The organism is Streptomyces hiroshimensis, from assembly GCF_014650335.1.
Lineage (GTDB): Bacteria > Actinomycetota > Actinomycetes > Streptomycetales > Streptomycetaceae > Streptomyces > Streptomyces hiroshimensis.
The window spans coordinates 209,295-228,905 of record NZ_BMUT01000010.1; the positions used below are offsets into that span (position 1 = coordinate 209,295).

The 19,611-nt window shown below is 72.5% G+C and carries 24 protein-coding genes; 4 read left to right on the forward strand and 20 right to left on the reverse strand.

Annotated features, from left to right (window positions below; genetic code table 11):
* Positions 1 to 181: 181 nt before the first annotated feature.
* From IE241_RS22920 to hisI, 12 genes are all read right to left on the reverse strand, one after another.
* Positions 182 to 913, reverse strand: coding sequence for a VIT1/CCC1 transporter family protein (locus IE241_RS22920; RefSeq protein WP_190023681.1), 732 nt, complete (start codon positions 911 to 913; stop codon positions 182 to 184).
* A 239-nt stretch (positions 914 to 1,152) separates the two neighbouring features.
* Positions 1,153 to 2,070: a prolipoprotein diacylglyceryl transferase gene (gene lgt, locus IE241_RS22925; protein WP_190023682.1), complete on the reverse strand. Its 918-nt coding sequence runs from the start codon at positions 2,068 to 2,070 to the stop codon at positions 1,153 to 1,155.
* Positions 2,071 to 2,148: 78 nt separating this feature from the next.
* Positions 2,149 to 2,928: a DsbA family protein gene (locus IE241_RS22930; RefSeq protein ID WP_190023683.1), complete on the reverse strand. Its 780-nt coding sequence runs from the start codon at positions 2,926 to 2,928 to the stop codon at positions 2,149 to 2,151.
* A gap of 64 nt (positions 2,929 to 2,992) precedes the next feature.
* Positions 2,993 to 3,808, reverse strand: coding sequence for a tryptophan synthase subunit alpha (gene trpA / locus IE241_RS22935; protein ID WP_190023684.1), 816 nt, complete (start codon positions 3,806 to 3,808; stop codon positions 2,993 to 2,995).
* On the reverse strand, positions 3,808 to 5,052 hold the full coding sequence (gene trpB, locus IE241_RS22940) for a tryptophan synthase subunit beta (protein ID WP_190023685.1): 1,245 nt from the start codon (positions 5,050 to 5,052) through the stop codon (positions 3,808 to 3,810). Before trpB ends, trpA begins: the two co-directional genes overlap by 1 nt.
* Positions 5,053 to 5,153: 101 nt before the next feature.
* Positions 5,154 to 5,306, reverse strand: coding sequence for a tryptophan biosynthesis modulator TrpM (trpM, locus tag IE241_RS35000; RefSeq protein ID WP_373300735.1), 153 nt, complete (start codon positions 5,304 to 5,306; stop codon positions 5,154 to 5,156).
* Positions 5,307 to 5,312: 6 nt separating this feature from the next.
* A complete protein-coding gene (trpC, locus tag IE241_RS22945) occupies positions 5,313 to 6,122 on the reverse strand; it encodes an indole-3-glycerol phosphate synthase TrpC (protein ID WP_190023686.1) in 810 nt (269 codons plus the stop codon).
* A 172-nt stretch (positions 6,123 to 6,294) separates the two neighbouring features.
* Positions 6,295 to 6,708 carry a DUF2752 domain-containing protein gene (locus tag IE241_RS22950; RefSeq protein WP_190023687.1) on the reverse strand — a complete coding sequence of 138 codons (414 nt, stop codon included), beginning with the start codon at positions 6,706 to 6,708 and terminating at the stop codon, positions 6,295 to 6,297.
* A gap of 116 nt (positions 6,709 to 6,824) precedes the next feature.
* Complete coding sequence (locus IE241_RS22955; protein ID WP_190023688.1) at positions 6,825 to 7,058, reverse strand: HGxxPAAW family protein; 234 nt, start codon at positions 7,056 to 7,058, stop codon at positions 6,825 to 6,827.
* 109 nt (positions 7,059 to 7,167) lie between these two features.
* Complete coding sequence (locus IE241_RS22960) at positions 7,168 to 7,755, reverse strand: TIGR02234 family membrane protein (RefSeq protein ID WP_190023689.1); 588 nt, start codon at positions 7,753 to 7,755, stop codon at positions 7,168 to 7,170.
* A 49-nt stretch (positions 7,756 to 7,804) separates the two neighbouring features.
* Positions 7,805 to 9,331, reverse strand: a complete 1,527-nt coding sequence (locus tag IE241_RS22965; protein ID WP_190023690.1) for an anthranilate synthase component I — start codon at positions 9,329 to 9,331, stop codon at positions 7,805 to 7,807.
* Positions 9,332 to 9,342: 11 nt separating this feature from the next.
* Positions 9,343 to 9,711 (reverse strand): phosphoribosyl-AMP cyclohydrolase, encoded by a 369-nt coding sequence (hisI, locus tag IE241_RS22970; RefSeq protein ID WP_190023691.1) that lies wholly within the window; start codon positions 9,709 to 9,711, stop codon positions 9,343 to 9,345.
* 74 nt (positions 9,712 to 9,785) lie between these two features.
* Between hisI and IE241_RS22975 the strand changes: the two genes are divergently transcribed.
* The 3 genes from IE241_RS22975 to IE241_RS22985 are packed head-to-tail and all read left to right on the forward strand — an operon-like array spanning position 9,786 to position 11,882.
* The gene (locus IE241_RS22975; RefSeq protein WP_190023692.1) at positions 9,786 to 10,628 is read left to right on the forward strand and encodes a hypothetical protein; all 843 of its coding nucleotides are present in this window, start codon (positions 9,786 to 9,788) and stop codon (positions 10,626 to 10,628) included.
* 46 nt (positions 10,629 to 10,674) lie between these two features.
* Complete coding sequence (locus IE241_RS22980) at positions 10,675 to 11,307, forward strand: TIGR03085 family metal-binding protein (protein ID WP_190023693.1); 633 nt, start codon at positions 10,675 to 10,677, stop codon at positions 11,305 to 11,307.
* Between the two features lie 38 nt (positions 11,308 to 11,345).
* A complete protein-coding gene (locus tag IE241_RS22985) occupies positions 11,346 to 11,882 on the forward strand; it encodes a DoxX family protein (protein ID WP_190023694.1) in 537 nt (178 codons plus the stop codon).
* A gap of 152 nt (positions 11,883 to 12,034) precedes the next feature.
* Here the strand turns inward: IE241_RS22985 and hisF are convergent, their stop codons facing one another.
* From hisF to hisD, 8 genes are all read right to left on the reverse strand, one after another.
* On the reverse strand, positions 12,035 to 12,790 hold the full coding sequence (hisF, locus tag IE241_RS22990) for an imidazole glycerol phosphate synthase subunit HisF (protein WP_190023695.1): 756 nt from the start codon (positions 12,788 to 12,790) through the stop codon (positions 12,035 to 12,037).
* A complete protein-coding gene (locus tag IE241_RS22995; protein ID WP_190023696.1) occupies positions 12,787 to 13,188 on the reverse strand; it encodes a RidA family protein in 402 nt (133 codons plus the stop codon). Before IE241_RS22995 ends, hisF begins: the two co-directional genes overlap by 4 nt.
* On the reverse strand, positions 13,185 to 13,913 hold the full coding sequence (priA, locus tag IE241_RS23000; RefSeq protein WP_190023697.1) for a bifunctional 1-(5-phosphoribosyl)-5-((5-phosphoribosylamino)methylideneamino)imidazole-4-carboxamide isomerase/phosphoribosylanthranilate isomerase PriA: 729 nt from the start codon (positions 13,911 to 13,913) through the stop codon (positions 13,185 to 13,187). The genes IE241_RS22995 and priA overlap by 4 nt, the downstream gene beginning before the upstream one ends.
* A gap of 76 nt (positions 13,914 to 13,989) precedes the next feature.
* On the reverse strand, positions 13,990 to 14,634 hold the full coding sequence (gene hisH / locus IE241_RS23005; protein WP_190023698.1) for an imidazole glycerol phosphate synthase subunit HisH: 645 nt from the start codon (positions 14,632 to 14,634) through the stop codon (positions 13,990 to 13,992).
* Positions 14,631 to 14,798 (reverse strand): CG2302 family histidine operon protein, encoded by a 168-nt coding sequence (locus tag IE241_RS23010; RefSeq protein ID WP_030364738.1) that lies wholly within the window; start codon positions 14,796 to 14,798, stop codon positions 14,631 to 14,633. Before IE241_RS23010 ends, hisH begins: the two co-directional genes overlap by 4 nt.
* Positions 14,795 to 15,388 carry an imidazoleglycerol-phosphate dehydratase HisB gene (gene hisB, locus IE241_RS23015; protein ID WP_190023699.1) on the reverse strand — a complete coding sequence of 198 codons (594 nt, stop codon included), beginning with the start codon at positions 15,386 to 15,388 and terminating at the stop codon, positions 14,795 to 14,797. Before hisB ends, IE241_RS23010 begins: the two co-directional genes overlap by 4 nt.
* The gene (locus tag IE241_RS23020; RefSeq protein WP_190023700.1) at positions 15,385 to 16,500 is read right to left on the reverse strand and encodes a histidinol-phosphate transaminase; all 1,116 of its coding nucleotides are present in this window, start codon (positions 16,498 to 16,500) and stop codon (positions 15,385 to 15,387) included. The genes hisB and IE241_RS23020 overlap by 4 nt, the downstream gene beginning before the upstream one ends.
* A 5-nt stretch (positions 16,501 to 16,505) precedes the next feature.
* Positions 16,506 to 17,843: a histidinol dehydrogenase gene (hisD, locus tag IE241_RS23025; protein WP_190023701.1), complete on the reverse strand. Its 1,338-nt coding sequence runs from the start codon at positions 17,841 to 17,843 to the stop codon at positions 16,506 to 16,508.
* Between the two features lie 146 nt (positions 17,844 to 17,989).
* Here hisD and IE241_RS23030 point away from each other — a divergent pair, with 146 nt between their 5' ends.
* The gene (locus tag IE241_RS23030) at positions 17,990 to 19,591 is read left to right on the forward strand and encodes an oxidoreductase (RefSeq protein WP_190023702.1); all 1,602 of its coding nucleotides are present in this window, start codon (positions 17,990 to 17,992) and stop codon (positions 19,589 to 19,591) included.
* Positions 19,592 to 19,611: the final 20 nt, after the last annotated feature.

The following is a 19,611-nucleotide window of genomic DNA, read 5'->3' on the forward strand; positions in this document are numbered from 1 at the left end:
CACGAGAACACTGCGGTGGAGACGGCGAGCTGCCGGAAGCACTGGGGATCGCCCGGCCCGGCCCCGCCGGACACAGCACAGAGCGGGCGGCGTTGCCCGCTGCGCTTCCGGATTGTGCCCGGTCGTCGAGGGCTTGAAACCGCGATGTCACACGCACGTTATGCGGGAGCCCGCATAAGCATCACCCCAGAGCGGTGCCGAAGGCAATACCAAGGGCGTAAGTCACACCCGCCGCCGCGGCGCCAAGGAACAGCTGGCGCAGGCCGCTGTACCACCAGGAGCGGGCCGTCACCCGCGCCACGACGGCCCCGCAGGCGAAGAGACCGAGCAGCGCGAGCAGCACGGCGGGCCACAGCGCGGTGGCTCCCAGCAGGTACGGCAGCAGGGGCAGGAGCGCGCCCAGCGCGAACGAGCCGAACGACGACACCGCCGCGACCATGGGCGACGGCAGATCGGAGGGATCTATGCCGAGCTCCTCGCGGGCGTGGATCTCCAGCGCCTGCTCGGGGTCGCGGGAGAGCTGCATGGCGACCTCGAGCGCGAGCTTGGGCTCCACGCCCCGCGACTCGTAGAGCGCGGCCAGCTCCGCCAGCTCGTCGGCCGGGTGCTTGTGCAGCTCACGGCGCTCCACGTCCAGCTCGGCCAGGACGAGTTCGCGCTGCGAGGCGACGGAGGTGTACTCGCCGGCGGCCATGGAGAACGCGCCCGCGGCGAGGCCGGCCAGGCCGGCGATGACGATCGTCTGCGCGGAGGCGGCGCCGCCCGCGACGCCGGTCATCAGGGCGACGTTGGAGACCAGCCCGTCCATGGCCCCGAACACCGCGGGGCGCAGCCAGCCGCCGTTCACATCGCGGTGCGTGTGGTTGTCGCGGTGCGCTACGTGCGGTGCGGCGACGGCTTCCAGGACAGACATCTCCGGTGGGCTCCCTTCCCCTGGGGGGTGGCGCCTCGTCCGCCCGCCCCCGATGATTCGAAGGTACGCACGAACGCCATGATCCGCTAGCAAGGAAGGCCTGGCTGACCTGGAGGTATGGGCCCCTCCGGTTAGCTCGGCGTGGGCCGGTTCGCTGCAGTTCCCGTGCCGCAGGCACAAAAATCCCGCCGCAGCGGCGATCAGCCACGACGGCGGGATTCGGCGGTGCCGAGCCAGGCTCAGACCTTCTTCGGTTTGGGGGACCCGTCCGTCAGAGACGAGTCACCGTCACCCCCCGGCTTGGCCGGGGAAGCCGGTTCCTCACCGGCTTCCCCGATGACCCCCGGCTCCACCACAAGCTCCCGCCCGGGGCACCGCTTCGCGGAGATGACCATGTAGACGACCGCCGCGATGAAGACCACGATCGACGTCCACCCGTTGAGCCGCAGGCCCAGCACATGGTGCGCATCGTCCACGCGCAGGTACTCGAACCAGAAGCGCCCCACCGTGTACGAGGCCACGTACAGCGCGAACGCGCGCCCGTGCCCGAGGGTGAAGCGGCGGTCCGCCCAGATCACCAGGCCCGCGATCAGCAGGCACCACAGCGACTCGTACAGGAACGTCGGGTGGTAGGTCCCCGCCACCCGCCCGATCGCCGGGTCGGCGTCGATCTTCAGGGCCCACGGCAGGTCCGTCGGCTTGCCGTAGAGCTCCTGGTTGAACCAGTTGCCCCAGCGGCCGATCGCCTGGGCGACCGCGAGGCCGGGGGCGAGGGCGTCCGCCCAGGCCGGCAGCGGGATGCCGCGGCGGCGGCAGCCGATCCACGCGCCCACCGCGCCGAGCGCGACCGCGCCCCAGATGCCGAGGCCGCCCTCCCAGATCTTGAAGGAGTTGACCCAGTCGCGGCCCTCGCCGAAGTACAGCTCGTAGTCGGTGATGACGTGGTAGAGCCGGCCGCCGACGAGCCCGAAGGGCACCGCCCAGACGGCGATGTCGGCAACCGTCCCGGCCCGTCCGCCGCGGGCGAGCCAGCGCCGGTTGCCCAGCCAGACCGCCACGAAGACGCCGATGATGATGCAGAAGGCATAGCCGCGCAGCGGGACCGGTCCGAGGTGGATCACGCCGGTCGACGGGCTGGGAATGTATGCGAGTTCCATGACATCCCCGACGCTACCCTGCCGGGGCGACGGAACGGCAACCCACCCGGCACAACAGCTGCGTAACGCCCCGGGGCCTCAGCCCTTCGCGGCTTCGGCGACCATCTGCCGGAGCTTGTCCGGAGTGAGCGGGTTCTTCGGGTCGCCGAAGATGCTCTTGCCGTTGAGCAGGATGGTCGGGGTGGCGCGGTAGGCGGACTTGCCGAAGGCCTCGTGGGACTTCTTCACCCAGCTGTCGTGGGTGCCGTCGTCCACGCAGGTGCGGAAGGCGGGGGTGTCCAGCCCGGGCACCTGCCCGGCCAGCTCCAGCAGGCGCGCCTTCTTTCCGAAGGCGTCGTCCGTCTCCTGGGGCTGGTTCTTGTAGAGCAGGTCGTGGTAGGCGGAGAACTTGCCGGCGTCCTGCGCGCAGGCCGCCGCATTGGCGGCGTCGAGCGAGCCGCTGCCGCCGAGGTTGTTGTCGATCAGGGTGACCAGGTGGTACTCGGCCTTGAGGTCGCCCTTCTGCTCCAGCTGGTTGACCGTGTCACGGAAGCCGTTCTCGAATCCGCCGCAGCCGGGGCAGCGGAAGTCCTCGTAGACCGTGAGGGTCGCCTTCGCGGCGGGCTTGCCGACCGGGATGGTGACGCTGTCCTTGCCGGTGGCGCCCTGCGGGGCGACGAGCGGACCGGCGGCCTCCTTCTTGCCCCCGGCCGTCTTCGCCACGATCGCCGCGATTCCGGCGCCCGCACCGAGGACGGCGACGACCACCACGCCGGCGATCAGCGTGCGCTTGCGCTTGGCCTTGGCCTCTTCGCGCTGCCGCTGTTCCTGCAGCCGCTCACGGGCGCTGCGCTTCCCATCCGAGTTCTTCTGGCTCACATCCCCCTACAACGAACCGGGGGCGCACCATGCGCGCCCCCGGTCGCCGGTTCCTTCAAAAGAGTTACGCGCGCTTGCGCACACCTTCGGCCAGTTCACCCGCGAGGGCGCGGACGGCGGCCAGGCCGGACTCCGGGTCGGGGGCGTCCAGGAGCCGCTTGACGAAGGCCGAGCCGACGATCACGCCGTCGGCGAAGGCCGCCACCTCCGCGGCCTGGACGGCGTTGGAGACGCCCAGCCCGACGCAGACCGGCAGCTCGGTGACCGCGCGCGTGCGCCGCACCAGGTCCTGCGCCTCGTTGCCCACGGACTCCCGGGTTCCGGTGACGCCCATCAGCGAGGCCGCGTACACGAAGCCGCTGCCCGCTGCCGTGATCTTGGCGAGGCGCTCGTCGCGGCTGCTGGGCGCGACCACGAAGACCGTGGCGAGCCCGTGCTGCTCGGCGGCCTTGCGCCAGGCCTCGGACTCCTCGACCGGCAGGTCGGGCAGGATGCAGCCCGCTCCCCCGGCCTCGGCGAGGTCGGCGGCGAAGCGCTCGGGGCCGTAGGCGTCGACGGGGTTCCAGTAGGTCATGCACAGCACGGGCGCGCCCGTGATCTCGTGCGCCTCCTTGACCGTGCGGATGACATCGGTGATCTTGATGCCGCCGCGCAGGGCGATGTCGTCGGCGGTCTGGATGACCGGGCCGTCCAGCACGGGGTCGCTGTGCGGCAGGCCGACCTCGACGATGTCGCAGCCGCCGTCGAGCATGGCCGTGATGGCGCGCACGCCGCCGTCCACGGTCGGGAAGCCGGCGGGGAGGTAGCCGACGAGCGCGGCGCGGTTCTCGGCCCGGGCGGCGGCCAGGACGGAGCTCAGGAGTTCGATGTTGCCCGCCATTACCGCTCCCCCGCCTCGTCGTTGTCGTACAGCCCGAAGTAGCGGGCTGCGGTGTCCATGTCCTTGTCGCCGCGGCCGGAGAGGTTCACCAGGAGCAGGCCGTCCTTGCCCAGCTCCTTGCCGACCTCCAGCGCCCCGGCCAGCGCGTGCGCGCTCTCGATGGCCGGGATGATGCCCTCGGTGCGCGAGAGCAGCCGCAGGGCCTGCATGGCCTCGTCGTCCGTGACGGCCCGGTACTCGGCGCGGCCGGTGTCCTTCAGGTACGAGTGCTCGGGGCCGATGCCGGGGTAGTCCAGGCCCGCCGAGATCGAGTACGGCTCGGTGATCTGGCCGTCCTCGTCCTGCAGGACGTAGGAGCGCGAGCCGTGCAGGATGCCGGGCGTGCCGGCGGTGAGGGTGGCCGCGTGCTCGCCGCTGGCCAGACCGTGGCCGCCGGGCTCGCAGCCGATCAGGCGCACGCTCTCGTCGGGCAGGAAGGCGTGGAAGAGGCCGATGGCGTTGGAGCCGCCGCCCACGCAGGCCACGGCGGCGTCCGGCAGGCGGCCGGCGCGCTCCAGGATCTGGCGGCGCGCCTCGACGCCGATGACCCGGTGGAAGTCGCGGACGAGGGCCGGGAAGGGGTGCGGGCCGGCGACGGTGCCGAAGAGGTAGTGCGTGCGGTCGACGTTGGCGACCCAGTCGCGGAACGCCTCGTTGATGGCGTCCTTCAGGGTGCGGCTGCCGGACTTCACGGCGATGACCTCGGCGCCGAGCATCCGCATGCGGGCGACGTTCAGCGCCTGGCGCTGCGTGTCGACCTCGCCCATGTAGATGGTGCATTCGAGGCCGAAGAGGGCGCAGGCGGTGGCGGTGGCGACGCCGTGCTGGCCGGCGCCGGTCTCCGCGATGACGCGGGTCTTGCCCATGCGCTTGGTGAGCAGGGCCTGGCCCAGCACGTTGTTGATCTTGTGCGAGCCGGTGTGGTTGAGGTCCTCGCGCTTGAGGAAGATCCGGGCGCCGCCGGCGTGCTCCGCGAAGCGCGGCACCTCGGTGAGGGCGCTGGGCCGCCCGGTGTAGTTGACCATCAGCTCGCCGAGCTCGGCGGCGAAGGCGGGGTCGGCCTTGGCCTTCTCGTACTCGGCCGCGACCTCGTCGACGGCGGCGACGAGGGCCTCGGGGATGAACTTCCCGCCGAACGCGCCGAAGTACCCGGCGTCGTCGGGCACCTGGCCTTCGGGATCGGGGGTGAAGAAGTCAGAGGACACGAACGTACTCCTCGAACAGGTCTGTGAGGGTTCCGGGTGACGGGTGGGCGGAGACGCCCGCCCGCAGGCGCAAGGGCGCCGCACCCGGCGATGACAGGAAGCTAGTGCGCGGCGCGGCCGCGCCATCGCATCCCGTTGATCTGTCCCGGCTCACAGCCGATGTGGTACCGCACGCGGCGCCCGAGGACGCGCCGCGCGGGCGCACGGCAGCCACGCGGCCGGCAGCCGCGGGCGAGCCGTGCGTACGCGCTCATGGCCGGTCAGCCCCGCCCGTGCCGCAGCGCGGGGTGCGCGCCGGCGGCGACCAGGTCGGCGACGGCGCCCTTGGGGTCGCGGCCGGTGACCAGGGACTCGCCCACCAGGACGGCGTCGGCGCCGTCGTTCGCGTAGGCGATGAGGTCGTGCGGGCCGCGCACGCCGGACTCGGCGATCTTGATGATGCCGTCCGGGATCTCGGGGGCCACGCGGGCGAAGGTGTCGCGGTCCACCTCAAGGGTCTTGAGGTTGCGGGCGTTGACGCCGATGATCCGGGCGCCGGCGTCGACCGCGCGCTGGACCTCCTCCTCGTCGTGCACCTCGACCAGCGGGGTGAGCCCGATGGACTCGGCCCGCTCGATGAGGGAGACCAGGGCCTCCTGCTCCAGGGCGGCGACGATCAGCAGGGCGAGGTCGGCGCCGTGGGCGCGGGCCTCCCACAGCTGGTAGGCGGTGACGATGAAGTCCTTGCGGAGGATCGGGATGTCGACCCGGGCGCGGACGGCTTCGAGGTCGGCGAGGGAGCCGCCGAAGCGCCGCTGCTCGGTCAGCACGCTGATCACGGCCGCGCCGCCCGCCTCGTAGTCGGCGGCGAGGCCGGCGGGGTCGGCGATCGCGGCCAGCGCGCCCTTGGAGGGGCTGGAGCGCTTGACCTCGCAGATCACGCTGACGTTCTCGCCGCGCAGAGCGGCGGCGCCGTCCTTGGCCTGCGGCGCCTTGGCAGCCCGCTCCTTGAGCTCGTCGAGGCTGACGCGCGCCTGCCGCTCCGCGAGGTCGGCACGGACGCCCTCGATGATCTCGTCGAGCACACTCACGCGAGCGGCCCCCTTCCGGACTCGGATGGTCTGGGCTGGTGCGGCGGGAATCCTCCCCCACCAGGCACTGCGATGGTACTTGCCGCGGGGCGAAGGTTTCGCATCCGGTTGACGCGGGTCCCATTCCGTGGACGTTCCGTGGACACCTTCCGCCGCCGGGCCCGGCGCCCGGCTAGGGGGTCAGGACGGCGCCGAAGGGCAGGTTCCGCACGACCGTGAAGAACAGGACGAGGGCCCCGAGAGCCCACCAGTGGCGGGCGCGCGGGGACAGCGGCACGCCCTCCCGGCCCCGCAGGGCCCTCGTGATCCACACGCACCACAGGACGGCGAAGGCGGCGTACCCGGCGACGGCCAGGGCGTTCGCGCCGAGCGCGGCCGGGAGGTCGCCGTGGGCGAGGGCGTGGACGCCGCGCAGCCCGCCGCAGCCCGGGCAGTACAGCCCCGTCCAGCGCAGCAGGGGGCACGCGGGGTAGTGGCCGGGCCGGCCCGGGTCCACGGCGCCGACGTAGCCGAAGGCCGCGGCGAGGCCGGCCGCGACGCCCAGCGGGGCGCCCAGCAGGCGCGCGCGGTCCCTCACCTCGGCCATCACACCGAAAGTGTCCGACGGACAGCACGAAGGCGCAGCTCAAGGCCGTCGTACGGAGGACCGTACGGGCCCGGGGCCGCGCCTCGGGGCAGGGATGGCGTGGAGGACGCGGAGCGTCAGCTCCGGCCGGACTCGCCGGCCACCTTCAGAGGAGCCCTCTTGGGCATGCCCATGCCCATCATGCTCATGACGCCGCCCACGACGCCGCCGATCGCGATGATGGCGACGCCGACCCAGAACCCGGCCGGCTTCGCGGCCACCGTGAAGGCACCGGAGACGCAAAAGCCGATGAAGGCGATCGTGACACCGGTCCAGGCGGCCGGGGTGTGTCCGTGGCTGGTACCCGCCATGACTAAGACTCCTCGTTGCTGTGGCGCGCCCGCGGGCGCGGAGAACGCTCATGGTCATTGTCCCCGACGGCCGCGGCGGCCTCGATCCGGGGGGAGGCGGTAGGGCGTGTCACGCCCTCGTGGGGTCCTCGCCGCGGTCGAGGGCCTTCCACAGCTCCTCGGGGCGCTCCGGGTCCGGGGCGGTGCGGGTGCGGCGCGGGCGCGGGGTGCCGTCGCGCTCGTACCGCCCGGACATGGCCGGCCAGTGACGGCCGAAGCGCAGGGCGAGGAGCCCCGCGAGCAGCAGCAGGACACCGCCCGCGAGGGCGACCCACGGCCAGGCGGTGTGGCTGACGTTGTCGATGGCGCCGCTGGTGAGCCCGTTGGCCTTGGCGGCCTGCTCGTCCAGCGCGGAGGTGTCGCCCGCGCCGGTGACCGCGGCGGCCACGACCCCGGCGCCCGCGAGGACGAGCCCGGCGGACACCACGGTGCGCCAGACGCCGCGGACGGCGAAGACCGCGACCAGGGCGGCGAGGCCGACCACGGCGAGGGCGCCGGGCAGGCCGGTGACGTCCTGGCCGCTGACGTGCTTGGTGACGGTGCTCTGGGCGACGGTGGTCGTGCCCTCGGCCCAGGTGCGGCCGCCTGCGAGCAGGGCGAGGGCGGCGCCGGCCGCGCCCAGGAGCAGTGCGGGGCCTACGGTTCTTCCTGTGCTCACGGGTCCACTATCCCTTGTGGGTGGTTTGTCGGCGCTGCCGGGGTGGCGCCTAGGCGAGACGGTTGGCGGTGTGCACGGCGCGCAGCACCGCCGCCGCCTTGTTGCGGCACTCCGCGTCCTCCGCCGCCGGGTCGGAGTCGGCGACGACACCCGCGCCCGCCTGGACGTAGGCGGTGCCCTCCTTCAGGACGGCCGTGCGGATGGCGATGGCGGTGTCGGAGTCCCCGGCGAAGTCCAGGTAGCCGACGCAGCCGCCGTACAGGCCGCGGCGGGACGGCTCCAGCTCCTCGATGATCTGCATGGCGCGCGGCTTGGGCGCGCCGGAGAGCGTGCCGGCCGGGAAGCAGGCGGTGAGCACGTCGAAGGCGGTGCGCCCGGCGGCCAGGCGGCCGGTGACCGTCGAGACGATGTGCATCACGTGGCTGTAGCGCTCGATCGACATGAAGTCGACGACCTCGACGCTGCCGGGCTCGCAGACCCGCCCCAGGTCGTTGCGGCCGAGGTCGACGAGCATCAGGTGCTCGGCGCGCTCCTTGGCGTCGCCGAGGAGCTCCTCGGCGAGCGCGGCGTCCGCCTGCGGGGTGGCCCCGCGCGGCCGGGTGCCGGCGATGGGGTGCACCATGGCCTGCCCGTCCTCGACCTTGACGAGCGCCTCCGGGCTGGAGCCGACGACGTCGAACCCGTCGAACCGGAACAGGTACATATACGGACTCGGGTTCGTCGCCCGCAGCACGCGGTAGACGTCGAGCGCGGCGGCCGTGCAGGGCGTCTCGAAGCGCTGCGAGGGCACGACCTGGAAGGCCTCGCCGGCGCGGATGCGCTCCTTGATGTCCTCGACGGCCGCCATGTAGTCCGGGCCGCCCCAGCGGGCGGTGTAGCCGGGCAGCTCGGAGGGCGGCAGGGCGGTGGGGGCCGAGGGCGCGGGGCGGTGCAGGTCGGCGGCCATCGCGTCCAGGCGGGCGACGGCGTCGGCGTACGCCTCGTCCACGCCGGTGTCGAGGTCGTTGTGGTTGATCGCGTTGGCGATCAGCAGGACGGTGCCGTTCCAGTGGTCGAGGACGGCGAGGTCGGAGGTGAGGAGCATGGTGAGCTCGGGCAGGCCGAGGGGGTCGCGGTCCTCGCCGCCGTGCTCCCCGATCTTCTCCAGGCGGCGGACGACGTCGTAGCCCAGGTAGCCCACCATGCCGCCGGTGAAGGGCGGCAGTCCGGCACCCTCTATGAGGTCGCGCGGGGTGTGCAGGGCGGCCACGGTGGCGCGCAGCGCCTCCAGCGGGTCGCCGTCGGTGGGGACGCCGACGGGAGGGGTGCCCAGCCAGTGGGTGCGGCCGTCGCGCACGGTGAGGGTCGCGGCGCTGCGGACGCCCACGAACGAATAGCGCGACCAGGTGCGGCCGTTCTCCGCGGACTCCAGCAGGAAGGTCCCGGGCCGTTCGGCGGCGAGCTTGCGGTACAGGCCGACGGGGGTGTCGCCGTCGGCGAGGAACCGCCGGGTGACCGGGATGACCCGGCGGTCCTTCGCGAGCGTGCGGAAGGTGTCGGCGTCCGGGGTGATGTCACCGGTGGTCGTGGCAGCCATGGCAGCGGAGCCTACTTGCCCAGCGGGAGGACGTCGGCATCGAAACAGGTGCGGTCGCCTGTGTGGCAGGCGGCGCCCACCTGGTCGACCTTGACGAGGAGGGCGTCCTTGTCGCAGTCGAGGGCCACGGACTTCACGTGCTGGACGTGTCCGGACGTGTCGCCCTTGACCCAGTACTCCCCGCGGCTGCGGCTCCAGTAGGTGCAGCGGCCGGTGGTCAGGGTGCGGTGGAGCGCCTCGTCGTCCATCCAGCCGAGCATGAGCACCTCGCCGGTGTCGTACTGCTGGGCGATGGCGGGGATCAGTCCGTCGGCGCTGCGCTTGAGGCGGGCGGCGACGGCGGGGTCGAGGGAGGACGCGGGGGCGGTGTTGCCGGTCATGGGGTCCATTCTGCCGCGCGGACGGCCGGGACCCCCCGAACGGGCCTGTCAGTGGCGTACGGCATGCTTCGCCCATGAGTACTCCGCCCTCGAACTCCCCGCAGCCCCCCGGTGGCGGCGGTGGGTTCGGCCCGCCGCAGCAGTTCGGGCCGCCGTCAGCCCAGCCGCCCGCCCAGCCCTACGGACAGCCGCAAGCGCCGCAGGGATACGGCCAGCAGCCCGGCTTCGGTCAGCAGCCGGGTTTCGGCCAGTACGGTCAGCAACAGCAGTACGGGCAGCAGTTCGGCCAGCCGATGCCGCCCCCGCCCCCGCCGCCCTCGGGTGGCAACGGCGCGAAGGTCGCCGCGATCGTCATCGGCTGCGTGCTGGTGGTCGGCCTCATCGTGGGCGGCATCATGCTGACCGCGGGCGACAAGAAGGACGACAAGCCGGTCGCCAAGCCGAGGACCTCGTCGGCCCCGTCGGCGGCGCCCTCCGCGCCCGCCGTGGACCCGAGCGCCCCGGGCACCGACCCCTCCGGCCCGGATCCGTCCTCCTCCGGTTCGCCGTCGGTCTCCCGCGTGCCGTACGTGGTGCTCAAGCCCGGCCAGTGCTTCGACCACCCGCGGATGTCCATCGGCATCACCGAGGTGAAGACGAAGCCCTGCAGCGGTCCGCACGACGGCGAGGTCATCGCCAACGAGACCCTGACGGGCAAGTTCGACTCCGAGCTGGACATCCAGACCAAGGCCCGGGAGATGTGCAAGAAGGACGCGCAGGATCGTATGCGCTCCATAACCGACGGCAAGAACTACTACTCGTACGTGCTCTACCCGACCCCGGTCACCTACGCCCGCGGCCAGGACAAGATCACGTGTTCGATGACGCTGAGCGTCTCGCAGGGCGGCCAGAAGATGGACAAGCCGCTGCCCGAGTAAGCGCGGGGGCGTGGCACCGGCAGGGGGCCGGCCGTAGGGTGGCGCCATGTCGACCCACGCCCAGCGCGAACGTCTGCTCCTCGCCGACCTGTTGGAGTCGGCGGGCCCGAACGCCCCGACGCTCTGTGACGGCTGGCGGGCCCGTGACCTCGCGGCCCACGTCGTCGTGCGCGAGCGCCGCGCCGACGCCGCCGCCGGGATCGTGCTCAAGCCGCTGGCCGCGCGCCTGGAGCGGGTGCAGGCGGAGTTCGCCGCCAAGCCCTACGAGGAGCTGATCCAGCTCATCCGCACCGGGCCGCCGCGGCTGTCGCCGTACGCCCTCAAGCAGATCGACGAGGCCGCGAACACCGTCGAGTTCTACGTGCACGCGGAGGACGTGCGCCGGGCCCAGCCGGAGTGGGCCCCGCGCGAGGTGGACCCCGTCTTCGCGGACGCCCTGTGGGCCCGGCTGGAGCGGGTGGCCCGGATGCTCGGCCGCAGATCGCCCGCCGGCCTGGTCCTGCGCCGCCCCGACGGCCGTACGGCGGTCGCCCGGCGCGGCGCCCCGGTGGTGACCGTCACCGGGGAGCCCGGCGAGCTGACCCTCTTCGCCTTCGGCCGCCAGGCGGCCGCCCGGGTGGAGCTGGAGGGCGAAAAGGACGCGGTGGCCAAGGTGGAGGCGGCAAAGCTGGGAATCTGAGGTTCCGTGCCGGACCGACTCCGAAGAGGTGCCCTGCCATGGCGTACACCAGCAGATCCGCCCACTCCGCCCCCGCGTCCGCGCCGCCCTCGGCCGGCTTCTCCCTGGGGATCCTCCTGCTCCGGATGATGCTCGGCATCATCATGGTCGCGCACGGCACGCAGAAGCTGTTCGGCTGGTGGGACGGGCCGGGCCTCGACGGGACGGCGAAGGGCTTCCAGCTCTGGGGCTATCCCGCGCCCAAGGCGATGGCCGTCATCGCCGGCCTCAGCGAGGCGCTGGGCGGCGCCGGCCTCTTCCTCGGCCTCCTCACCCCGCTCGCCGCGGCCGCCGTGCTGGGCACGATGGTCAATGCGCTCGGGGTGACGTGGGACGGCGGGTTCCTGCTCCCGAAGGGCGTGGAGTTCACCCTGCTGGTCGCCGTCTCGGCGGCGGCGCTCGCCCTCACGGGCCCCGGCAGGTACGCGGCGGACGCCCACCTGCCGGTGCTGCGGCAGCACCGGCTGTCCTACGGGGTCGGCGCGATCGCCCTCGCCCTGGTGACGGGGGCGATCTTCCTGCTGATCCGTGACTAGCCTCCGGCGGATCTTCACCCGGCTGCGGAGCGGTCCGGCACCGCCGGGCTGCCGTGCTGTGGCTTGTCGCCGTTGCGGCGGAAGAAGATCGCCCGCCGCAACGGCGAGGCACCACGACGGCGCGGTCCGGCGGTGCCGGACCTACCTCGGGCTCACCGGACCGGGTGGCCCGCCTCGTGCAAGGCATTCTTGACGTCGGCGATTCTCAGGTCTCCGAAGTGGAAGACCGACGCGGCCAGGACCGCGTCCGCGCCTGCCGCCACCGCCGGAGCGAAGTGCTCCAAACGTCCCGCGCCGCCGCTCGCGATGACCGGCACCGTGACGTGCCCCCGCACGGCCGTGATCATCTCGGTGTCGTAGCCGTCCTTGGTGCCGTCGGCGTCCATGGAGTTCAGCAGGATCTCCCCGGCGCCGAGCTCCGCCGCGCGGTGGGCCCACTCGACGGCGTCGAGGCCGGTGCCGCGGCGGCCGCCGTGCGTCGTCACCTCGAAGGAGCCCGACGGGGTGCGGCGCGCGTCCACGGACAGGACCAGCACCTGCCGCCCGAACCGCTCCGCGATCTCGCGGATCAGCTCGGGCCGCTCGATGGCCGCCGTGTTGACGCCCACCTTGTCGGCACCGGCCCGCAGCAGCTTGTCGACGTCGGCCGCGGTGCGCACGCCGCCGCCGACGGTCAGCGGGATGAAGACCTGCTCGGCCGTGCGGCGGACCACGTCGTAGGTGGTCTCGCGGTTGCCGGAGGAGGCGGTGATGTCGAGGAACGTCAGCTCGTCGGCGCCTTCGCGGCCGTAGACCTTGGCCATTTCCACGGGGTCGCCGGCGTCGCGCAGGTTCTGGAAGTTGACGCCCTTGACGACCCGGCCGTTGTCCACGTCCAGGCAGGGGATGACTCGGACCGCCAGGGTCATGTGCTCGTTGCTCCTCGGTACGCTTCCAGCTCTACTTCGACCAGCACGCGCGAGTCGACGAAGCCGGAGACGACGACCAGGGTCGCCGCCGGGCGGACCGCGTCGAAGAGCTCCTTGTGGGCACGGCCCACCTCGTCCACGTCTCGCGCGTGGGTCAGATACATCCGGGTGCGGACGACGGCCTCGGGGCCGAGGCCGAACCGCTCCAGGGCGGCAAGGGCGTTGCCGAAGGCCGATTTGGCCTGTTGGTACGGATCGCCCTCGCCGTTCAGCACGGTGCCGGTGAACGGCATGGTGCCGGACACCAGCACCCGGTCTCCCGCCGCGACGGCGCGCGCACAACCGAAGGCCTCTTCCCAGGGACTGTCGCTCTGCACACGCTGCACGGCTTCGGTCATACGGACACAGCCTCCAGGGCCTCTTCCAAGGTGAACGCCTTGGCGTAGAGGGCCTTTCCGACGATGGCGCCTTCGACACCCTCCGGTACCAGGTTGGCGATAGCCCGCAGATCGTCAAGGGAGGAGACCCCGCCGGAGGCGACGACCGGCTTGTCGGTGGCCGCGCAGACGTTCTTCAGCAGCTCCAGGTTGGGGCCCTGGAGGGTGCCGTCCTTGGCGATGTCGGTGACGACGTAGCGGGCGCAGCCCTCGGAGTCGAGGCGGGCGAGGGTCTCGTAGAGGTCGCCGCCGTCGCGGGTCCAGCCGCGGCCGCGCAGGGTGGTGCCGCGGACGTCCAGGCCGACCGCGATCTTGTCGCCGTGCTCGGCGATGACCTTGGCGACCCACTCGGGGGTCTCCAGGGCGGCGGTGCCGAGGTTGACGCGGGTGCAGCCGGTGGCGAGGGCGGCGGCGAGCGAGGCGTCGTCGCGGATGCCGCCGGACAGCTCGACCTTGATGTCCATGGCCGCGGCCACCTGGGCGATGAGCTCGCGGTTGTCGCCGGTGCCGAACGCGGCGTCGAGGTCGACCAGGTGGAGCCACTCGGCGCCCGAGCGCTGCCATTCCCGCGCGGCGGCGAGCGGCTCACCGTACGACGTCTCGGAGCCGGACTCGCCATGGACCAGCCGGACGGCCTGCCCGTCACGGACGTCGACGGCGGGGAGCAGTTCGAGGCGGTGCGTCATGAATACGACCTTACGGTGGAGGTACGAACGGGCTGGGCGCCGCGGGCCGTCGGCGCGGGGACGGAGAGGTGGCGGGTCACAGCGTTCCCAGCCAGTTGCGGAGCAGCGTCGCACCGGCGTCGCCGGACTTCTCGGGGTGGAACTGGGTGGCCCACAGCGGGCCGTTCTCCACGGCGGCCACGAAGGGCTCGCCGTGCGTGGCCCAGGTGACCTTGGGGGCGCGGATGTTGGGGTTGGTCACCTCCAGGCTCCACTCGCGCACCGCGTAGGAGTGCACGAAGTAGTAGCGGGTGTCCGCGTCGAGGCCGGCGAAGAGCTGCGAGTCCTCGGCGGGGGTGACGGTGTTCCAGCCCATGTGCGGGACGACGTCCGCCTTGAGGGGCTCGACGACGCCGGGCCACTCGTCCAGGCCCTCGGTCTCCACGCCGTGCTCGATGCCGCGCTCGAAGAGGATCTGCATGCCGACACAGATGCCCATCACCGGGCGGCCGCCGGAGAGCCGGCGGCCGACGATCCAGTCGCCGCGGGCGGCGCGCAGGCCCTGCATGCAGGCCGCGAAGGCGCCGACGCCGGGGACGAGGACGCCGTCGGCGTTCATGGCCTTCTCGTAGTCACCGGTGATCTCGACGTCCGCGCCGACGTGGGCGAGGGCGCGCTCGGCGGAGCGGACGTTGCCGAAGCCGTAGTCGAAGACGACGACCTTCTTCTTCGGGGCGCTCATGACCACAGTCCTTCGATCCGGAGGGTGCCGGCGGCCAGGCACATCGCGGCGCCTATCCCGAGCAGCACGATGATGCCCTTGGGCATGCCCTGCTTGAGGAAGGAGATGATGCCGCCGACCAGGAACAGGCCGACGACGATGAGCGTGGTGTTCAGGCCGTTCACAGGGCGCCCTTCGTGGAGGGGAGGATTCCGGCGGCGCGCGGGTCGCGCTCGCAGGCATAGCGCAGGGCCCGGGCGAGGGCCTTGAACTGGCACTCCACGATGTGGTGGGCGTTGCGCCCGTACGGGACGTGCACGTGCAGGGCGATCTGCGCCTGTGCGACGAAGGACTCCAGGATGTGCCGGGTCATCGTCGTGTCGTACGCGCCGATCATCGGCGCCATGTTCTCGGGCTCGGTGTGCACCAGGTAGGGGCGGCCGGAGAGGTCGACGGTGACCTGGGCGAGGGACTCGTCCAGCGGGACCGTGCAGTTGCCGAAGCGGTAGATGCCCACCTTGTCGCCGAGGGCCTGGCGGAAGGCGGCGCCCAGCGCGAGGGCGGTGTCCTCGATGGTGTGGTGGGTGTCGATGTGCAGGTCGCCGTCGGTCTTGACGGTGAGGTCGAAGAGGCCGTGGCGGCCGAGCTGGTCGAGCATGTGGTCGTAGAAGCCGACCCCGGTCGACACGTCGACCTGCCCGGTCCCGTCGAGATCGATCTCGACGAGGACGGAGGTCTCCTTGGTGGTGCGCTCGACGCGCCCAACGCGGCTCATGTGTTGCTCTCCTTGCGAATGGCGCGTACTGCGTCCAGGAAGGCGTCGTTCTCCTCGGGCGTGCCCGCGGTCACCCGCAGCCACCCCGGTACGCCGTTGTCCCGTACCAGGACCCCGTGGTCGAGGATGGCCTGCCAGGTGGCGTGGCTGTCCTCGAACCGGCCGAACTGGACGAAGTTGGCGTCCGAGTCGGTCACCTCGCAGCCCATCGCGCGCAGCTCGGTGACCAGGCGGTCGCGCTCGCCCTTGAGCTGTTCGACGTAGCCGAGCAGGGTGTCCGTGTGTTCCAGGGCGGCCAGCGCCGTGGCCTGGGTGACGGCCGACAGGTGGTACGGCAGGCGGACGAGCTGGACGGCGTCGACCACGGCGGCGTCCGCGGCGAGGTAGCCGAGCCGCAGCCCGGCCGCGCCGAAGGCCTTGGACATGGTGCGGGAGACGACGAGGTTCGGGCGGCCCTCGATGAGCGGCAGCAGCGAGGGGCGGTGGCTGAACTCGCCGTACGCCTCGTCCACGACCACGAGGGAGGGCCTGGCCGCCTGCGCGGCCTCGTACAGCCGCAGGACCGTCTCCGCCTCGACCGCCGTGCCCGTGGGGTTGTTGGGCGAGCAGACGAAGACGACGTGCGGCCGGTGCTCGGCGATGGCGCGCTCGGCCGCCTCGACGTCGATGGTGAAGTCGTCGCGGCGGGGGCCGGAGATCCAGCCGGTGCCGGTGCCGCGCGAGATCAGGGCGTGCATCGAGTACGAGGGCTCGAAGCCGATCGCGGTGCGGCCGGGGCCGCCGAAGGTCTGCAGCAGCTGCTGGAGGACCTCGTTGGATCCGTTGGCGGCCCAGACGTTCGCCGTGGTGACCTCGTGGCCCGCGGTGCGGGTGAGGTACTTGGCGAGCTCGGTGCGCAGCTCGACCGCATCCCGGTCGGGGTAGCGGTTGAGGTGCCGGGCGGCCTCGGCGACGCGCTCGGCGATGCGGGCGACGAGGGGCTCGGGCAGCGGGTAGGGGTTCTCGTTGGTGTTCAGGCGTACGGGCACGTCGAGCTGGGGGGCGCCGTACGGGGACTTGCCGCGCAGCTCGTCCCGGATGGGGAGATCGTCAATACGGGTTTCATGCGTCACGTGCGTCACTTGCCGTCCGGAACCTTCCAGTCGAACCTCGCCTTGACGGCCGCGCCGTGGGCGGGCAGGTCCTCGGCCTCCGCGAGCGTCACCACGTGGCCCGCGACCTCGGCCAGGGCCTCCCGGGTGTAGTCCACGACGTGGATGCCGCGCAGGAAGGTCTGGACGGAGAGGCCGGAGGAGTGGCAGGCGCAGCCGCCGGTGGGCAGCACGTGGTTGGAGCCCGCGGCGTAGTCGCCGAGCGAGACGGGGGCGTAGGGGCCGACGAAGATCGCGCCGGCGTTCTGCACACGGGCGGCGACGGCCGCGGCGTCGGCGGTCTGGATCTCCAGGTGCTCGGCGCCGTAGGCGTCGACGACGGCGAGGCCGTGATCGACGGAGTCGACCAGGACGATGCCGGACTGGCGGCCGCCGAGCGCGGGCACGATGCGGTCCTCGATGTGCCGGGTCATGGCGACCTGGGTCTCGAGCTCCTTCTCCACCGCGTTCGCGAGGTCCTCCGAGTCGGTGACGAGGACGGAGGCGGCCAGCGGGTCGTGCTCGGCCTGGCTGATCAGGTCGGCGGCGACGTGCACGGGGTCGGCCGTTGAGTCCGCGAGGATCGCGATCTCGGTGGGGCCGGCCTCGGCGTCGATGCCGATGCGGCCCTTGAGCAGCCGCTTGGCGGCCGCGACCCAGATGTTGCCCGGGCCGGTGACCATGTTGACCGGGCGGCACTCCTCGGTGCCGTAGGCGAACATGGCGACGGCCTGGGCGCCGCCCGCCGCGTACACCTCGTCGACGCCCAGCAGCGCGCAGGCGGCCAGGATCGTCGGGTGCGGCAGGCCTCCGAAGTCCGCCTGGGGCGGGGAGGAGACGGCCATGGAGGCGACGCCGGCCTCCTGGGCCGGCACCACGTTCATGATCACGGACGAGGGGTAGACGGACCGGCCGCCCGGCACGTACAGCCCGACGCGCTGGACGGGCACCCAGCGCTCGGTGACCGTGCCGCCGGGCACGACCTGGACGGTCTTGTCGGTGCGCCGCTGCTCGCGGTGGACGATCCGGGCGCGGCGGATGGACTCCTCCAGCGCGGCGCGCACGGCGGGGTCGAGCTCCTCCAGCGCGCGGGCGATGGCCTCGGCGGGGACCCGGATCCGGTCGAGCGTGACGCCGTCGAACCGATGCGCGTAGTCGATCAGTGCCGCGGTACCGCGATGATGCACGTCCTCGCAGATGGGCCGCACCTTCTCCAGGGCGGCCTCGACGTCGAGTTCGGCTCGGGGCAGCAGGTCGCGGTCGATGCCCGCCTCGGGGGAGCCCGGGGCGAAGGCGGAGCCACGCAGATCGATTCGGGAGATCACACGGTAATTGTCTCAGACCCGTCCCGTCGCACGGCGCCCCGTACCACTCAGTGGTACGGGAGTTTCACCGAGAGTGTTCAATCGGTCACGCGTTTGGGAAAGGGGACAGTGCACCGAGGTGTACGGGACGGGAGGGGGTACGGAGCGTGACCGACCCGACGGACGGCGACCCGCCGGCGGAGCTGGAGCTGACCGCCCCCGAGCGGGCCATGTGGGAGGCCTTCCGCCGCGGCGGCACCCACGACCTGCGCACCCCCCGCCCCGAGTGGAACGACCCGCGCGGGCTGCACACGTGGGGGCCCGAGCGCAGCGTGCGGGCCCGCCTCGTGGCCCTCCTCCTGCTGGACGGCCCTCCCCCGCTGCCGGGCCGCGTCTGCGCCCTCAAGCTCAACGGCGTGCAGATCACCGGCCAGCTCGACCTCTCGGGCGGCACGGTCGTGCCGTACGTCGAGATGCACAACTGCCGCTTCGAGCAGGAGGTGCTGCTGCCGGAGAGCCACTTCACGACGCTGCGGCTGGTCGCCTGCGCCCTGCCCCGGCTGGAGGCCGCCCGGCTGCGCACCGAAGGCGATCTGCACCTGCCGCGGTGCGTCGTGCAGCGCGGCATACGGCTGACCGACGCCCAGATAGGCACCGATCTGCTGCTCAACCAGCTCGTGGTGCGCGCGGACCGGCGCGGGGTGTCCATCGCCGCCGACGGCATCAGCGTCGGGCAGGACCTGCAGGCCGAGATGATGCGCTCGTACGGCGAGCTGAGCATGCGGGCCGCCACGATAGGGGTCTCGCTGAGCCTGCGCGGCTCCACGCTGAGCAATCCGCAGGGGCGGCGTGCGTTCAACGCCCCGCAGCTGACCGTGGAGCGCACGCTCTATCTGACGGGGGCCGGGGTCGGCGGCTATCCGTTCGCCACCGGCACCACTCCCCCGTACGGCATCACCACCACCCCGCAGCACGGCATCCGCACCCAGGCCTTCGAGTGCCGCGGCGGGGTGCGCCTCGACGACGGCCGGTTCGGCGACGCCGTCGACTTCAGCGAGGCCCGGTTCGTCCTGGAGTCCGACCAGGAGCTGTCGCTGCGCCGCGTCCAGACCCCCGAGCTGCGCTTCCTCGGCGAATGGGTCCAGCGGGGGCGGGTGGTGCTCTCCGGGACCCGCGTCTCCAACCTGGTCGACCGCTATGCGAGCTGGCCCGGCCCGGGCAGTCTGGTGATGGCCGGCTTCTCCTACGAGACGCTGATACCGCTCGGCCACTTCCCCTTAGGCCTGCGCCTGGAGTGGGTGGCCGCGGCCACCCCCGAGTACGCCCCCGAGCCCTACGAGCAGTTGGCGGGCGCCCTGCGCGACAGCGGCGAGGACGCCGACGCGCGGGCGGTCCTGCTCGCCAAGCAGCGCCGCCGCCGCGAGACCCTCCCGCCGGCCGGCAAGGCCTGGGGCTATCTGCAGGACTGGATGGTGGCCTACGGCTACCGGCCCGGGCGGGCGGCGGTGTGGATGGCGGTGCTGTGGGCTGCCGCCACGGTCTACTTCACCTGGCGGCCCGTGCCGCCGCTCAAGGAGGGCGAGGGCCCCGCCTGGAACCCCGGGCTCTACGCCCTCGACCTGCTGGTCCCCGTCATCGACCTGGGACAGGGCAACGCCTGGCGGCCCACCGGCGCCGCGCAGTGGGTGGTCACGGCGCTCATCCTGCTGGGCTGGGTGCTCGCGACGACCGTGGCGGCGGGAGCGTCCCGGCTGCTGCGCCGGCAGTGAACGCCGGGGCGGCATCGCTG

Coding starts and splice junctions, on each gene's coding strand:
- IE241_RS22920 (WP_190023681.1), bottom strand. CDS start 913: ATGTCTGTCCTGGAAGCCGTCGCCGCACCGCACGTAGCGCACCGCGAC.
- lgt (WP_190023682.1), bottom strand. CDS start 2,070: ATGGAACTCGCATACATTCCCAGCCCGTCGACCGGCGTGATCCACCTC.
- trpA (WP_190023684.1), bottom strand. CDS start 3,808: ATGGCGGGCAACATCGAACTCCTGAGCTCCGTCCTGGCCGCCGCCCGG.
- trpM (WP_373300735.1), bottom strand. CDS start 5,306: ATGAGCGCGTACGCACGGCTCGCCCGCGGCTGCCGGCCGCGTGGCTGC.
- IE241_RS22950 (WP_190023687.1), bottom strand. CDS start 6,708: ATGGCCGAGGTGAGGGACCGCGCGCGCCTGCTGGGCGCCCCGCTGGGC.
- IE241_RS22955 (WP_190023688.1), bottom strand. CDS start 7,058: ATGGCGGGTACCAGCCACGGACACACCCCGGCCGCCTGGACCGGTGTC.
- IE241_RS22965 (WP_190023690.1), bottom strand. CDS start 9,331: ATGGCTGCCACGACCACCGGTGACATCACCCCGGACGCCGACACCTTC.
- hisI (WP_190023691.1), bottom strand. CDS start 9,711: ATGACCGGCAACACCGCCCCCGCGTCCTCCCTCGACCCCGCCGTCGCC.
- IE241_RS22975 (WP_190023692.1), top strand. CDS start 9,786: ATGAGTACTCCGCCCTCGAACTCCCCGCAGCCCCCCGGTGGCGGCGGT.
- IE241_RS22980 (WP_190023693.1), top strand. CDS start 10,675: ATGTCGACCCACGCCCAGCGCGAACGTCTGCTCCTCGCCGACCTGTTG.
- IE241_RS22985 (WP_190023694.1), top strand. CDS start 11,346: ATGGCGTACACCAGCAGATCCGCCCACTCCGCCCCCGCGTCCGCGCCG.
- hisF (WP_190023695.1), bottom strand. CDS start 12,790: ATGACCCTGGCGGTCCGAGTCATCCCCTGCCTGGACGTGGACAACGGC.
- IE241_RS22995 (WP_190023696.1), bottom strand. CDS start 13,188: ATGACCGAAGCCGTGCAGCGTGTGCAGAGCGACAGTCCCTGGGAAGAG.
- priA (WP_190023697.1), bottom strand. CDS start 13,913: ATGACGCACCGCCTCGAACTGCTCCCCGCCGTCGACGTCCGTGACGGG.
- hisH (WP_190023698.1), bottom strand. CDS start 14,634: ATGAGCGCCCCGAAGAAGAAGGTCGTCGTCTTCGACTACGGCTTCGGC.
- hisB (WP_190023699.1), bottom strand. CDS start 15,388: ATGAGCCGCGTTGGGCGCGTCGAGCGCACCACCAAGGAGACCTCCGTC.